12 protein-coding genes and 1 pseudogene are annotated in these 13,993 nt (G+C 68.0%); 6 read left to right on the top strand and 7 right to left on the bottom strand.

The features are described from left to right. Positions 1-147 precede the first annotated feature (147 nt). On the bottom strand, positions 148-606 hold the full coding sequence (locus QSV35_RS04265; RefSeq protein WP_286287043.1) for a hypothetical protein: 459 nt from the start codon (positions 604-606) through the stop codon (positions 148-150). 444 nt (positions 607-1,050) lie between these two features. After that, a complete protein-coding gene (locus QSV35_RS04260; RefSeq protein WP_286287041.1) occupies positions 1,051-1,923 on the bottom strand; it encodes a universal stress protein in 873 nt (290 codons plus the stop codon). 199 nt (positions 1,924-2,122) lie between these two features. Between QSV35_RS04260 and QSV35_RS04255 the strand changes: the two genes are divergently transcribed. After that, the gene (locus QSV35_RS04255; protein ID WP_286287039.1) at positions 2,123-3,646 is read left to right on the top strand and encodes an APC family permease; all 1,524 of its coding nucleotides are present in this window, start codon (positions 2,123-2,125) and stop codon (positions 3,644-3,646) included. A 358-nt stretch (positions 3,647-4,004) separates the two neighbouring features. Here QSV35_RS04255 and QSV35_RS04250 read toward each other — a convergent pair whose 3' ends face one another. The 4 genes and pseudogenes from QSV35_RS04250 to QSV35_RS04235 all read right to left on the bottom strand — a co-directional run. After that, the gene (locus QSV35_RS04250; protein WP_286287037.1) at positions 4,005-4,889 is read right to left on the bottom strand and encodes an alpha/beta hydrolase; all 885 of its coding nucleotides are present in this window, start codon (positions 4,887-4,889) and stop codon (positions 4,005-4,007) included. Positions 4,890-5,224: 335 nt separating this feature from the next. Next, positions 5,225-5,431: a hypothetical protein gene (locus QSV35_RS04245; protein ID WP_286287034.1), complete on the bottom strand. Its 207-nt coding sequence runs from the start codon at positions 5,429-5,431 to the stop codon at positions 5,225-5,227. A 95-nt stretch (positions 5,432-5,526) separates the two neighbouring features. Further along, positions 5,527-6,195: a CocE/NonD family hydrolase C-terminal non-catalytic domain-containing protein gene (locus QSV35_RS04240; protein WP_286287032.1), complete on the bottom strand. Its 669-nt coding sequence runs from the start codon at positions 6,193-6,195 to the stop codon at positions 5,527-5,529. A gap of 52 nt (positions 6,196-6,247) precedes the next feature. Next, positions 6,248-7,318, bottom strand: a pseudogene (locus tag QSV35_RS04235) (CocE/NonD family hydrolase); the annotation flags it as partial. 298 nt (positions 7,319-7,616) lie between these two features. On the opposite strand from QSV35_RS04235, the gene QSV35_RS04230 reads away from it, so the two are divergent. The 3 genes from QSV35_RS04230 to QSV35_RS04220 are packed head-to-tail and all read left to right on the top strand — an operon-like array spanning position 7,617 to position 9,605. Further along, a complete protein-coding gene (locus tag QSV35_RS04230) occupies positions 7,617-8,804 on the top strand; it encodes a cysteine peptidase family C39 domain-containing protein (protein WP_286287030.1) in 1,188 nt (395 codons plus the stop codon). Positions 8,805-8,825: 21 nt separating this feature from the next. After that, positions 8,826-9,215: a hypothetical protein gene (locus tag QSV35_RS04225; protein ID WP_286287028.1), complete on the top strand. Its 390-nt coding sequence runs from the start codon at positions 8,826-8,828 to the stop codon at positions 9,213-9,215. A gap of 39 nt (positions 9,216-9,254) precedes the next feature. Further along, complete coding sequence (locus QSV35_RS04220) at positions 9,255-9,605, top strand: HNH endonuclease (protein ID WP_286287027.1); 351 nt, start codon at positions 9,255-9,257, stop codon at positions 9,603-9,605. A gap of 114 nt (positions 9,606-9,719) precedes the next feature. On the opposite strand, the gene QSV35_RS04215 is transcribed toward QSV35_RS04220, so the two are convergent. Beyond that, positions 9,720-10,712: a LacI family DNA-binding transcriptional regulator gene (locus QSV35_RS04215; RefSeq protein ID WP_286287024.1), complete on the bottom strand. Its 993-nt coding sequence runs from the start codon at positions 10,710-10,712 to the stop codon at positions 9,720-9,722. Positions 10,713-10,818: 106 nt separating this feature from the next. Between QSV35_RS04215 and QSV35_RS04210 the strand changes: the two genes are divergently transcribed. Next, on the top strand, positions 10,819-12,246 hold the full coding sequence (locus tag QSV35_RS04210; protein ID WP_286287022.1) for a purine-cytosine permease family protein: 1,428 nt from the start codon (positions 10,819-10,821) through the stop codon (positions 12,244-12,246). 134 nt (positions 12,247-12,380) lie between these two features. Then, complete coding sequence (locus QSV35_RS04205; protein ID WP_286287020.1) at positions 12,381-13,865, top strand: amidohydrolase; 1,485 nt, start codon at positions 12,381-12,383, stop codon at positions 13,863-13,865. The last annotated feature ends 128 nt before the right edge of the window (positions 13,866-13,993 follow it).

The following is a 13,993-nucleotide window of genomic DNA, read 5'->3' as shown; positions in this document are numbered from 1 at the left end:
ACAAGGCCGACAGAGTCGGCGACACTGCCGACCCGGCAACGCCGAGCGTAGCCGCCGCAGCCGACATCATCCAGGCAGACCGTCAGCCTGAACAGAGTGGATGCCGCGGGCCCCCCGCCCGCGGCATCCATCCCCCGAACCCGCGGCCTACCCCGCCGAGTTCTCGACCGCCCCGCGCGCGACCTCCGCGACGCCCTTCAGACCCGCGGCGTCGGCGAACCGGCTCATCGCCGCGACCATCGAGACCTCCTCGGCCGTCAGCCACTCGGGCGGCGGTGGGGGAGGCGGGTATCCGTGGTGGCGGAGAATCGCCGCGATGATCTCGTCGATCGTCGGCGGGCACGTGCCCTCGTAGTCGGCGGCGAGGCCCAACAGCTCCGCCCCTGCCATCTCCTGCCCGCCGGCCTCGCGGCCGCCGAGCTCGAGGCGAGCCATCGCCGCGCCGGCGGCGCGCTGAAGCTCGGCTCGGACAGGCGCTACGCCGATGCGCGCAGCCCCGCGGCTCACCGCCACGAGCACAGCGCGTTGCACCTGGTCAGCCGTACGCGCGCGGATCAGCTCCGCCCACGGCACGGGACCCACGATGTCTTGGTCGTAACCGAACATCGCCTGCTCCTCCCATAGGCCGCCCCCTGCGGCCTTCTCACCAGGAAGGAGAGGTGGGCGCGAATCGCTAATACTGTGAGCCCGCTCGACACTCGTTATGGACCGGATGGATGCGGCTCCCCGCCGCCGACGCCGGCTCGCTGCGTTTCGTCTCGGTCGCTGGCGCTCCCTCGCTCAACGACCGGGAACGCCTACTCCCCTTGCGGGTCGTTGAGCGAGCGGAGCGAGTCGAAACGCGGTGAGGTCGGCTCGCTGCGTTCGTCTCGGTCGCTGGCGCTCCCTCGCTCAACGACCGGGAGCGCCTACTCCCCTTGCGGGTCGTTGAGCGAGCGGAGCGAGTCGAAACGCGGTGACGCCGGCTCACTGCGTTTCGTCTCGGTCGCTGGCGCTCCCTCGCTCAACGACCGGGAGCGCCTATTCCTCCGCGGGTCGTTGAGCGGGCCGTCAGGAAGCAGCGGCCCCGCGGGGCACAACGACCATCGGCACCGACAGCTCGCGGAGCATCTTCTCCGCGGTCGAGCCGAGGAAGAGCCGGCGCGGCTGGGCGAGACGGCTGGATCCCACGAGCACGAGCTCGCCCGGGAGCCACTCGAGGTTCCGGACGGCCTCTTCGATGCTGTCGCCGCGGCCCACCAGGACGTCGACCTCGCTCATCTCGGGGAGCGCGGCGCGCACCCGGCCGAGCACGTCGTCGGCGTGGGCGGCACCGGCGACGCGGACCACGCCGGTGTCGAGGGTCGAAGGAAGGTCGACGGTGACGAGCGAGACGAGCCGTACCGGCACGTTCAGCACACGCGCCAAAGACGTCGTGGTCTCGATGAGCGCCTCGGCGCCGGGGCGCGTGCCGATGGCGACCGTCAAGCGCGGGATGGGGGCCGCCGCATCCGTCTTGCGCTCTCCACCGGGCGCGAGCACGACCGGCACGTCCGACGAATGCAGCAGTTCGGTCGCCGTGGAGCCGAGGCGGTGATGGCTCCGCTTCGCGCCGTTGGCCGGGCCGATCACGATGACGTCGGCCTCGAGCTCGTCGGCGACGCCGATGAGTCCCTCCGCGAAAGACTCCGCCCAGCGGACGTGCTGCCGGCTCTCGATCCCTTCCGGCACGCGGGCGGCGGCACGGTCGAGCCAGCGCTGGGCCTGGTCGACGAGGTAGCCGTCGAAACCGGCGTCCGGGGGCACGAGCGTGCCGGCGTCGGTGGGCAGAACGAGGACGAGATCGAGCGAGGCGCCCGTGTTCCGAGCGAGACGGGATGCCAGGGCGACGGCATCCTTCCCGCCCTTGGTTGCCGTGTATCCGACGACGATCCGACCGCTCACGGGCGAGCCTCCTCCTGATCCGGGCCGAAGCGGGCGGGCCGCTGTGTTCGACGTTCTCGACGTTATCGACGTTATCGGTGTACGTGTCGGCGATCCACGGGACACGCACTGGCCGACGTGGCCATGCCTCCTGCAATACCCTGGCTTGGCGGCACGTTCATCGGCGCGTGCCTGAGGACAGTGCGAAGGCGGACCAGACATGACCCAGACCGCGGCAGCGCAGAATACGAAGCGAGCGCATCTCGCCCGGCAGCTCGGCCTGTGGTCCATCGTCGGGCTCGGCCTCGGCTACATGACCCCGACGACCGTCTTCGACACGTTCGGCGGCGTCGCGCAGGAGTCGAACAACCTCGTCCCGCTCGCGTACATCGTGGCGCTCGTCGTGATGCTGTTCACCGCGATCAGCTACGGCCGGATGACCCGCGTCTTCCCCTCCGCGGGGTCGGCGTACACCTACGCGTCGGAGACGATCCACCCGAACGTCGGGTTCGTCGTGGGCTGGTCGTCGCTGCTCGACTACCTTCTCCTGCCGATGGTGAACGCCCTCATCGGCAAGAACTACTTCGAGTCGTTCTTCCCGGATGCGCCGGTGTGGATCTTCGTCGTCGTCTACGTCGCCTTCATCACCGCGCTGAACTTCTGGAGCATGAAGGGCACGTCGAACATCAACCTCGTGCTCGTCGTCTTCCAGTCGGTCGCCATCCTGACCTTCTGCGTCCTCGCGTGGGTCCAGCTCACGCAGGGCGTCGGCAACGGAACCCCGTGGTCGATCAAGCCGCTCTTCCACAGCCCGGTCGAGCTCACCAACCTGCTCACCGCCGCGACGATCGTGTGCTTCTCCTTCATCGGATTCGACGCCATCACGATGTACTCGGAGGAGGCCAAGTCACCGAACACCGTCCCGAAGGCGATCGTCGTCGCTCTGCTGATCGGCGGCGCGATCTTCTTCCTCGGCGCGTGGTTCTCGCAGTCCGTGTTCCCGAACTACACCGACATCCTGCACTCCAACCCGGGCCTGAATGCCGACAAGCTCATCAGCGACTCGACCCTGCCGCCGATGGCGTTCGCGGTGGGCGGCACGTGGTTCAAGATCTTCTTCACCGCCGCATCCATGGGCGCGATGGTCGCATCCAGCCTGTCGTCGCACGCGAGCGTGTCGCGAATGATCTACGTGATGGGCCGCAACGGCAAGGGCCCGGTCTCGCGCTTCCTCTCCTACATCCACCCACGGTTCTTCACGCCGACGAACGCGGTGATCCTCGTCGGGTTCGTGTCGCTGCTCGCGATCCCGATGGCGCTCGATACGGCGTACTCGCTCATCAACTTCGGCGCGCTGATCGCGTTCAGCTTCGTGAACCTCACCGTCATCGTGTACTTCGCGATCCGGCGCAAGGAGGTCAAGACCTTCGTGCAGGTGCTGCGGAACGTCATCCTCCCCGCGGTCGGCCTCGGCCTCACGATCCTGCTGTGGATCAACCTCAGCGCCGACGCCCTCATCGCGGGCGCGGTCTGGCTCGTCATCGGCGTCTTCCTGCTCGTCTACCTGACGCGCTTCTTCAAGCGGCCGCTCACGATGAAGATGGAGGAGGAGGTCCTCGCCGAGGAGGGCACGCCCATCCCCCACGTGCACCACAACGACGACGCGATCGCGGGCTATTCAGACGAGGCGACGGATGCTTCGCCCGAGCCCGCCGGCGACAGCTCCTCCACTTCGGGTCATTGATTCACGCCGCTCGTTGAGCGAGCGAAGCGAGACGAAACGCGCTGGCTCTCCGACGTTCATTGCACTCCGCGGTCGTTGAGCGAGCGAAGCGAGTCGAAACGCAGTGAGAACGTTCATCGCGTTTCGTCTCGGTCGCTGGCGCTCCCTCGCTCAACGACCGGTGGCGGATGGGCGCCGCGCGCACTCCCCCCGGTCGTTGAGCGAGCGAAGCGAGTCGAAACGCGCTACTGTCCGCTCGGTGTTTACCCTTGCCGTTCGTTGAGCGAGCGAAGCGAGTCGAAACGCTGAGACCGGCTCAGCGCGTTTCGTCTCGGTCGCTGGCGCTCCCTCGCTCAACGACCGGAGACTCGGTCGTTCATCAACGAGCCGGAAGCAGCACCCGCCGCAAGAACTCGACCTCCGCATCGACAACCCTCTCGAGCAGCGGCGACTCCTCCCACAGCAGCCCGAAGTGCCCGCCCTCGATCCGCATCAACTCGCCGCCCGCCGCCGCAGCTGCCTCCCGAGATACAAAGGGCTCCGCCCCCGGCATCACGTCGTCATCCGCGACGACCCACAGTGACGGACACGCCACGCGCGGCGCAAGAATGCTCATGGTGAACGGAGCCGGCGCGCGCAGCGACCCCATGCGCGCCTCGTTGCGCCAGGTCGAGCCGGGCCGCATCCCGTATTCGCCGAACCACGCGACCGCTGACGGATCGGTCAGCAACGGCTCCACATCCTCTGGCGAAAGAGCGACGACAGGATGCGGATCCCCCACTCGCGAGGCTCCGATATCTGCATCTCGGGCGAACTCCCGCAGCGCCTCGAACTGCCCGCCCTCGTCGGGCGATCCGTACGTCGTCCCGCTCGCCGGTACCTGCACGACGAGCGCCGCGATGGACGGATCGAACGCCGCGAGCGCGATCGCCACTGCGCCGCTGAAGCTGTCCCCCCACAGCGCGACAGTCGACACGGAAGGATGCGCCCGCGCGAACGCGACCGCCTGCTCATATCCCCGCAGCTGCATCCACCGATTGATCACGCCACGCGGGCCGTCGCTGACCCCGAAGCCTTCATGGTCGAACAGCAGCACCGCGAAGCCTGCCTCATGGAACGCGGCTGCGTATATGTCGGCCGTCATACCGAATGCGGTGCAGGAGAATCCGTGCGCCATGACGACCGCCGGTCGCGGTTCGTCGTGGGTGTACAGGCGCCCGCGGATCGTGTCCGCAGCACCGGGGAATGAGACGTCGTTGATCACGCCCCCAGTCTGACAAGACAGGATGCGCCGGCGGAAGCCGCAGCCATTCGACTTCGTCCTCGCACTCGCGATCCCCCGCGTCAAGAGCTGCGAACCTACGAGTCGAGTCCGGCAAACCGACGAGCTGAGTTCTGCGAACCTACGACTTGGCGCGTAAGACGAGCTGACAGGGCGCGGCTTTCGGAGACCGGCTCTGGCCTACCTGTGTCCGCGCTCTGGGAACTCAGCGCGTCTGAGAGCCGGCTCGAGGCAGCGCACGCGCACGCGGTCGACCTCGAGCTGCCACGACGATCACTTCCCCGCGACATCGACTTGTGACTGCCCGGGTGGTGCGCCTACTCCCGATCGCGCCGTCGCGCGCCGGCACTCCCCGCCCACACCGCAAGACTGAACGCCGCCCAGATCGGCACGATCGTGATGACGAACGGCCGGATCGTGTCGCTCGCCGAATGGGAGTGCGCATCGAACGCGACGAACACGAGCACCGTGCCCACGAGAAGCAGCACCGACGCGGCGATGAGCAACAGCATCCGCATCCTCATGCGCGCGATCGTAACCCCGCCGGTCTCGCTCTACCAGACCCAACGCGGCCCCTCCCCGAATCCTCGGGAAGGGACCGCGCTCAAAAGGGGGCGGGTCAGCGCCCCGGGATCTGGAACGCCGTGAACGTCGGCAGAGTTCCCTCCGCCAGGTTCTCGGTGTCCTTGACCTGCAGCGCACCGGGGCCGAAGCCGGCCATCGGACCGGACACAGGCAGGTTGAGCGTCGTGCGCGCCAGGTCGACCGTGTACGGGTTGCGGGCGGTGTCGGGCATGATCACGCCGTTGTTGGCGCCGGTGATCACGAGTCCGAGCTGGTGCCCGGCCGGGACGACCACGTCGTTCGCGGCCAGTTCGACGGTGACGGTGTGGTCGCCGGCGCCGTCGAGACGGTGCCAGCCGCGCGCCAGGATCTGCAGCGCGCTGTTCTGGATGCGGCGGGTGACGTCGATGTAGCAGGCATCATCGGTCGCGCTGGCTGCTCCCCAGCACGACGAGGTCGCCAGGTTCATCGCGCCGTCACCGCTGGCGGAGACACGGTCCATCGTGCCGTAGTCGACCAGCATCACCGAGACCTGGCCTACCGCGGCCGAGTCGTTGACCGCGAGATCGACCGTCGGCGTGCCGGAGATCCGGACCTCGTGCTTGGTGGTGCCCGTCGTCCACAGCAGGCGGTTGGGGTTGTCGGCCAGCGAAACCGCCGCCGACTCCGACACCCGGCCGGTGTTGACGTACGAGACCGTGCCCTGAGCGGCGTTGCCGAGCATCATCGTGCCTTCGGCGTTCGGGTGCAGCTGCATCGTCCGGGGCCGAGGCGATCGGCCAGGTCTTGGACTGCTCCCAGCGGTTCGGGGCGACCTCGACGCTGACGGCGGGCTCGGAGTCGATGCCGTTCTTGATGCCCATCAGCTCGGAGTCGAACCAGCGGTTCAGGGTCTTCACCCAGAGCTCGCGGCTGTAGTCGAACGGGTCGACGTGGCCGAGGCGGCTCAGCCACATCTTGCGCTTGACGCCGACCTTCCCGAGGTCTTCCCACCAGGTGGATGCGTTCATCGTCTTGACGTTGTTGTCCTGCAGGCCGTGCACGACGAACACGCTGGCCTTGACCTTGCTCACGTCGTAGACGGATCCCTGGCGATAGTCGCGCTCCGCCCAGAAGGCGTTGTACGCGCCCGTGGCATCCCCATCCTCCGCGTTCATCCGGTTGAGGGTGGCGGAGCAGTCCGTCGGGATGGTGCGGCCTCCGGCGACGGTGCGCGACAGGCTGGATGCGTAGTGGGTGGACTTCACGGCCCCCTGCCACCGGTTGTAGTCGTACCAGGAGCTGATCGCGCTGATCGGCACGATGGTCTTCAGGCCCTCCACGCCCGTCGCGGCGACGCCGTTGGCGAGCGTGCCGTCGTACGACTTGCCGATCATGCCGGTCTTGCCGTTGGTCCAGTCGGCCTTCACGACGTTGCCGGCGGCGTCGTAGCCCGTGGCGTTGCCGTTCAGCCACTCGACGACGGCCTTCACCGACTCGACATCCGAGAGTCCGCCCTCATCGACGCAGCCGGTCGAGCGCGCGGTGCCCGCCATGTCGACACCCACGTACGCGTAGCCGCGGGGCACGAAGTAGTTGTCGTAGTAGAGCGGCATCTGGCTGATGTTGCCGTCGGCGTCGTACTTCTTGAGCTCCGACTCGTTGCCGCGACCGAGGCTCAGGTAGTAGGGGCTCGCATCCATGATGACGGGCACCTTCGCGTTGCCGTCGAGCTCACGCGGTCGGATGATGTCGGTCACGATGCGCTCGCGCTGGCCGTCGCCGTTGAGGTCGGGGGCATCCACCCACACGGTCTCGCGGATCGCACCCGCGTAGTCGTACAGGGGCGCGGTGACTCCGTCCTCCATGCGGACCGGCGGATTCTCTTCCGTGGCGGCGTACGCTGCTCCGCCTGCAGTGCCCACGGCGAGCGGCGCGACGAGCGCCGCCGATCCGATCAGGGCAAGGATCTTCGTCTTCATCGATGAACCCTTCCGAGGGGACTCCGGCGTCCCCTCCCAGCCAATTCAGTAATATTTCATACAGTACTGTCAGATTCACTTCTGTCACAGGGGTCACCGAAGACGGCCCGCCGAGCCTGGCGGGTATCACCCCATCCCGCCCGAACCTCCTCCTATCAAGACCACCGGCAGGAGGGGACGGATCATGGTCACCGAAGATCTGGGCACGGAGTACCACCAGCAGGACACGAACTACTACTGCGGCGCCGCGTGCGCGCAGATGATTCTGCAGGAGTGCGGCATGGGTCATATCGACCAGTCGTCGCTCTACACCGACAATCACGATCATTCGACGGCGGAGGCCGGCTGGTACACGGCACCGGACGGCCTCGCGTGGACGCTGAACCATCGTCAGTCGGGGCGATATTTCGTCCTGGATGCGCTGGCGACGGAGGATACGACATCCCGCATGATCGCGTGGACCATCCACCACTACCGCGTGGCACCGGCGGCGCTGGTGTTCGGCTCGGCGCACTGGATCACCATCCGCGGATATCAGGCGAACGGGATGCCGTCGAGCTCGATGGATGTGGGCTACTCGCTGCAGGGGTTCTTCGTGAACAACCCCTGGCCGCCGGTCCCGTCCGGGGCGGCGGAGCCTCCGCATTCGACGGGCGATGGATGCGGCTCCGGCGGCACCCGCGGAGTCGCCGACGAGTACATCAGCTACTCGACCTGGCAGGCCGACTACATGACCGGCGCGTCAGGTGGACTGTGGGGCGGGAAGTATGTCGCGATCTGCGACCCCGAGCCTCCGCCGGACCGCAACCCGGAGCGGGTGGAGCGCCAGCTTCCCAAGTTCGACGGACGCGAGCTGCTCGACTCGCGGGCGGCGGTGGAGCTGTCGCGGCGAGGCTTCGAGGAGGCCGGCCTCTACGAAGAGGACGCCTGGCGTCACGCCCTGGAGGGCACCGAGCCGGGTGAGCCGCAACTCGTGCAGCGCCTGGACAGGGCCGACCAGTTCTACTGGATCGTCCCGCAGATGCGGAACGGCCGCGCCTCCGCGGTACTGAACGTGGATGCGCGCTTCGGCGACTTCCGCCAGGGCCGCGCGCTCCCCGACTCGGAGAACACGGCGCTGCTGACGCTCACCCGCGAAGAGGTCGACGAGCGCCTGCACCGGAAGATGCACAAGCTGTCGAAGGGCCGCGGCGGCCTGACGCTGCGCCCCGGCATCGCGTGCATCAGCCGCCACTGGGTGTGGCGCCCGTGCGCACAGTCGCTGTCGCCGTACTACCCGTTCAAGATGGTGAGCTACGGCGATCACCGGCTGTACGTGCGCAGCGACGGCCGCGTGTTCACGGCGCTGACTCCCGCGGGCCGAGGCATCTGAGAGCGCGCGTATCGTGTGAACATGTCGCAGCCAGCGGAGCCTCAGGACGACGTCCGGGCATTGCTGGCTGCGGCGCGTCAGGCCGCGGGTGCGGAGGATGCGGCTCCTCTCGCGTGGCGCCGCGTCGAACGTGCTGACGGCCAGCCTTGGTATCTGCTCGTTGGTGTCGGATCCGGCTATTCCGGTCGTGTCGTTGCCGTGGGTCAGGATGCCGAGGTCCGCGTGATGGCGTCCGACCCCGCGGGTGCGAACGCGTGGTGGGTGGATGCCGAGGGTGACCTCGTGTGGGCGCCAGGGTCGTCGAGCCGCTCGCCGCTGTATCCGCTTAGGCGCGTGGGCGTCGGGGGTGAGGTCGTGTACAGGGATGTGGATGGGGCGGTTGTGCCGTTGTGGGCGGCTGGGCGGGGCTGACCGCCCAGCCCAGACCATCAGCCGCTGTTCCGGGCGCGCGTGCTTCGCGCCTACGCAAGCGCATGCACGATCTGCGATTTGAAGCACGCTGAACTGCTCGATGCTGCCCACATCGTGTCAGACAAGGAAGAACGCGGCGTCCCCCACGTGACGAATGGGCTGGCGATGTGCAAGATCCATCACGCCGCGTATGACCGCTCGCTCCTCGGTATCAGCCCCGACTATGAGGTAAGAATCGATCGCGATCTCCTGGACGAGATCGACGGGCCGATGCTGCGGCATGGGCTGCAGGACATGCATGGACGACACATCCGCCTGCCGGCGAATCGCAACGCGCGACCGGATCGAGAGCTGCTGTCGGAACGCTTCGCCCAGTTCGTTACGAAGTAGTACTCGGGTCGCTGCGTTTCGACTCGCTTCGCTCGCTCAACGACCGGGCTGAGCGGAGTGGAGCGACCCCTCGACAGGCTCGGGGACAAGTGACGGCTCGGGGACTCCGCCTCTCTACTCCGACGACTGCCGCACGATGATGCGGCCGTGCTCGGGAGCGGGCGCGTCGAACTCCAGGCCGGGCTCGAGCTGGCGGAGGACCAAAGCGGCGGCCTGGCGGCCCAGCGGCTCGGGCTGCAGGTCGACGGACGAGATAGACGGGACGGACGAGCGGAGGGACTCCGCATCCGAACCGCACACCACCTTCACGTCCTCGGGAACCCGCACGCCGGACTCCAACAAGCGAGGGACGATCCCCACAGCGTGCTCGCTCGTCAAGCAGTAGATGCCATCCACACGACCGGTCAACGAATCGGCGGCAGCCGACAAACCAGAGCGGTCGAGGTCCTCGGACAGACGGAGGACGACCGCATCCGGAACCCGCTCGACGAAGCGCGCCTCGGTCGCCTCGTTCCACTCGATCCGGTCGGTCCCGACGACCAGACCCAGACGCGAGCAGCCCAGGCCAAGGAGATAGTCGATCACGACGTCGGTGATGAACGCCGTCGCGATGTCGATGACGAACGCGTCATCCGGGTCGTTCACGTCCACGCCCACGAGCGCATAGGGGGTACGGCTCGAACGCAACGCCCCGATGAGGCGGTCGTCGGCGACCGGATCGGTGACGATGATGCCGTCGCACGCGTAGGCGGTGACGGGCGCTCCCGGCACGGTCGGGTCGGGAGCGAGCATCAGCGCGTATCCATTGGCCAAGGACGCCAGGGCAGCGGCACCGGCGAAACGCGGGAAGTAGTCGACATCCGCCGTCTGCTGCGGATGCTCCCCCACCGCCGGCCGCAGCACCAGGCCGATCACCCCGAGCCGGCTCCTGCGGAGGCCTGAAGCAACGACGTCCGGGTGATAGCCGAGCTCGGCCGCGGCGGCCCGTACCCGGGCCTGCGTCGCCGGGTTCACCGCACGGTTCCCGGAGAAGGTGTGCGAGACGGTCGTCTCCGAGACGCCCGCGCGGCGCGCGACATCCTTGATCGACGAGCGTTTCCTCCCCACATCAGGATTTTACCGCGAGCTTGTGCAAACCGATTTGCATACGTAGCGTCCCCATTCGAGCCCGAACGAAGACGTTCACATTCCCCTGGAGGACACTGTGTCGCAGATGACACCCACCGAAGCATCCGAACCGCAACTGACCACGCCGACCGACAGCGCCACGCGCGTCGAGACCCACGGCATCGACTGGATCCCGAACGCCGAGCGCCACGGCCGCGCCCGCGACCTGTTCGCGGTCTGGGCCGCGCCCAACGTCAACTTCCTCGCCGTCGTGATCGGCGCGACCCTCGTCGTCATGGGCCTGAGCCTGTGGGAGGCGCTCGCCTGCATCGTGATCGGAAACCTCTTCTCGATCATCACCGGCATCGTCGCCGCATCCGGACCCGCCGCCGGCACCCCGAGCGAGGTCATCACCCGCACGATGTACGGCATCCGGGGCAACAAGGTCAACGTCGCGATCGCCGGATGGCTCATCAGCGTCTGCTACCTCGCCATCAACTGGGCGGCCGCGACCACGGTCCTGGTGGGCCTCCTCGGCCGCATCGGCGTCCCGTCGAACGGCTGGACCATCGCGATCAGCGCGATCGTCATCGCAGCCGTCACGATGTACATCAGCGTGTACGGCCACGGCCTGATCATGCGCCTCTACCAGCCGCTCGCCCTCGTGCTCGCGATCATCTTCGCGGTCATGGCGTTCTTCGTCGTCAGCGGCGCGCACTGGAGCTTCGCCCCCGCCAAGCCCGTCGGCGGCATCGACCTCATCGCCATGATGGCCGCGGGCATCGCGCTCGTCGCATCCTCCCCGCTCTCCTACACGAATAGTGCGGACTTCGCGCGTTACCTCCCGGCCACGACACGGGTGCGGGATGTCGCGACCTGGACCGCGGCCGGCATGATCCTGCCCGGCATCCTCGCGACCTTCGTCGGCGTGCTCGCCGCATCCGCCGTCGACATGACCTCGCCCGAGGCGGGCCTCGAGAAGTTCCTGCCAGCGTGGTTCGCGCCGATCTTCCTCATCTCGGTCATCGTCGGCACGATCGCCAACAACGCCATGACCGCGTACAGCTCGGGCCTCGCGCTGCAGGCGATCGGCATCAAGCTCCCCCGTACGCGCACCGTGCTCGTCGACGGCACGGTCGGCGTCATCATGACCCTCTTCGCGCTGCTCGTGTTCAACTTCCTCGACAGCGTCTCGAACGCGCTGCAGCTGTCGGTCACGATCCTCGGACCCGTCATGGGCGTCTACCTCGCCGACATGCTGTGGCGCCGCAACCGCTACGACGGGATCGCCCTCACCGACGAGAAGCGCGGCTCGACCTTCTGGTTCAACGGCGGCGTGCACGTCGCCGGCGCGGTCGCGGTGCTCGTCGGGATCGCTGCTTCCCTTATGTGCTCGGCGACGCTCGTGTTCACCGGCCCGATCGCGGCTGCGATGGGCGGCATCGACCTCTCGGTCCCGGTCGGACTCGTCGTGCCGTTCGTCCTGTACCTGCTGATCGTGCGGGCGTCCGCGACCTCGAAGGAGTCGCTGTGAGTGCTGTCCACTACCGCGGAGGAGCGATCTTCACCTCGGATGTTTCGCCTTGGGCTTCATCGCTCATTGTTTCTGACGGCCGAGTCATGTTCGTGGGCTCGACTGCTGAGGCGGATTTGTTCGACGCTTCGGTCGTGGAGCTGGATGGTGCGGTCGTCCTGCCCGGCATCGTCGACGCGCACACGCACCTCGTCTCGCTCGGCGAGTCGCTCTCGCAGGTCGACCTGCAGGATGCGGCGGACCTGGCCGAACTGCAGGCCCGGCTTGCCGCTTTCGCGGATGCGAACCCGGATGCGGAGCGACTGATGGGCCGCAGCTGGCTCTTCTCGACGCTCGAGGGGCGCGCGCCGCATCGTTCGATGATCGATGCCGTGATCTCCGACCGCCCGGCCTACCTCATCGCCAACGACCACCACTCCGCGTGGGTCAACAGTGCGGCCCTGGCGGAGCTCGGGGTTGTCGACGCGACGCCCGATCCGATCGGCGGGACCATCGAGCGGGATGCCTCGGGTGCGGCGACCGGGATGCTGATGGAGAACGCGTCTCTCGGTCTCATGCGGGACGTGCTCGACTCGCTTGTCTCCGACGCCGACCGCGAGGCCTCCCTCTCGGCCGCGTTCGAGTCGTATCTCGCGGTGGGAGTCACGGCGGCGGTCGACATGGGACTCGGTGAGCCGGAGCTGCGTGCTCTGCTTGCTCTGCAGAAGCGCGATGGGCGCCTGCCGATGCGCGTCGCCGGGCATTGGGTGGTCAACCGCACCTCCTCCTCCGCCGGGGATCTGGCCGGCGTCGCGCGCGCTGTCTCGCTGGCCTCTACGCTTCGCGGACCCTGGCTGCGCATCACCGGCATCAAGATCTTCGTCGACGGCGTCATCGACAGCTGCACCGCCGCGATGCGCCACCCGTTCGCCGACGGGTCGCATCCTGATGCGCTGTGGGACCTTGCGTCGCTCTCCGCTGTCGTGACGGCGGCGGATGCAGCGGGCCTCCAGGTCGCGATGCACGCCATCGGGGACGCCGCATCCGCCCTCGCCCTCGACGCGCTCGAGGCGGCCGTCGCCGCCAACGGTCCGCGCGATGACCGGCGTCACCGCCTCGAGCACCTCGAGACGGTGGATGCCGCCACCCCCGCGCGCCTCGCGCGCCTCGGTGTCGTCGCGTCGCTGCAGCCGGTGCACTGCGACCCGGCGATCCAGGAGAACTGGCGCGCGATGCTCGGCGACGACCGCGTCGAGCGGGGATACCCGTGGGGCGAATTCGCGGATGCGGGTGCCACGATCGCGCTCGGAACGGATGCGCCGACGGCTCCCTACCAGCCGCTGCCGAACCTCTACATCGCCGCGACGCGGCAGTCGGCTCTCGTTCCCGGGCTGCCCGCGAACATCCCGCGCAACGCGATGCCCATCGCGGACGCCGTGCGCCGCGCCACCCGCGATGCCGCCTATGCCTCCCGGTGGGACGGCGAGCTGGGTGTTCTTCGGCCGGGCGCCGCAGCCGACTTCTTCGTGCTGGATGCCGACCCCTTTGTTGATGGGCCGGAGGTGCTGCTGTCGGCCGGGGTTCGGATGACGGTGCTCGCGGGCGAGGTCGTGCACTCCGCCGAGGCCGTCTCCGCCTGACTCGCGGCGGGACCCGCCGGTCCCCGAGCTCGTCGAGGGGTCGTAACTACCCGCGATGAGGACGACCCCTCGACAGGCTCGGGGACCGGAGGCGTCGCTGCGGTTCGACTCGCTTCGCTCGCTCAACG

Origin of the sequence: Microbacterium candidum, assembly GCF_030315975.1 — a bacterium.
GTDB lineage: Bacteria > Actinomycetota > Actinomycetes > Actinomycetales > Microbacteriaceae > Microbacterium > Microbacterium candidum.
This window is presented reverse-complemented; position numbering and strand designations above follow the sequence as displayed.

Coding starts and splice junctions, on each gene's coding strand:
- QSV35_RS04265 (WP_286287043.1), bottom strand. CDS start 606: ATGTTCGGTTACGACCAAGACATCGTGGGTCCCGTGCCGTGGGCGGAG.
- QSV35_RS04255 (WP_286287039.1), top strand. CDS start 2,123: ATGACCCAGACCGCGGCAGCGCAGAATACGAAGCGAGCGCATCTCGCC.
- QSV35_RS04245 (WP_286287034.1), bottom strand. CDS start 5,431: ATGAGGATGCGGATGCTGTTGCTCATCGCCGCGTCGGTGCTGCTTCTC.
- QSV35_RS04240 (WP_286287032.1), bottom strand. CDS start 6,195: ATGCTCGGCAACGCCGCTCAGGGCACGGTCTCGTACGTCAACACCGGC.
- QSV35_RS04230 (WP_286287030.1), top strand. CDS start 7,617: ATGGTCACCGAAGATCTGGGCACGGAGTACCACCAGCAGGACACGAAC.
- QSV35_RS04225 (WP_286287028.1), top strand. CDS start 8,826: ATGTCGCAGCCAGCGGAGCCTCAGGACGACGTCCGGGCATTGCTGGCT.
- QSV35_RS04210 (WP_286287022.1), top strand. CDS start 10,819: ATGACACCCACCGAAGCATCCGAACCGCAACTGACCACGCCGACCGAC.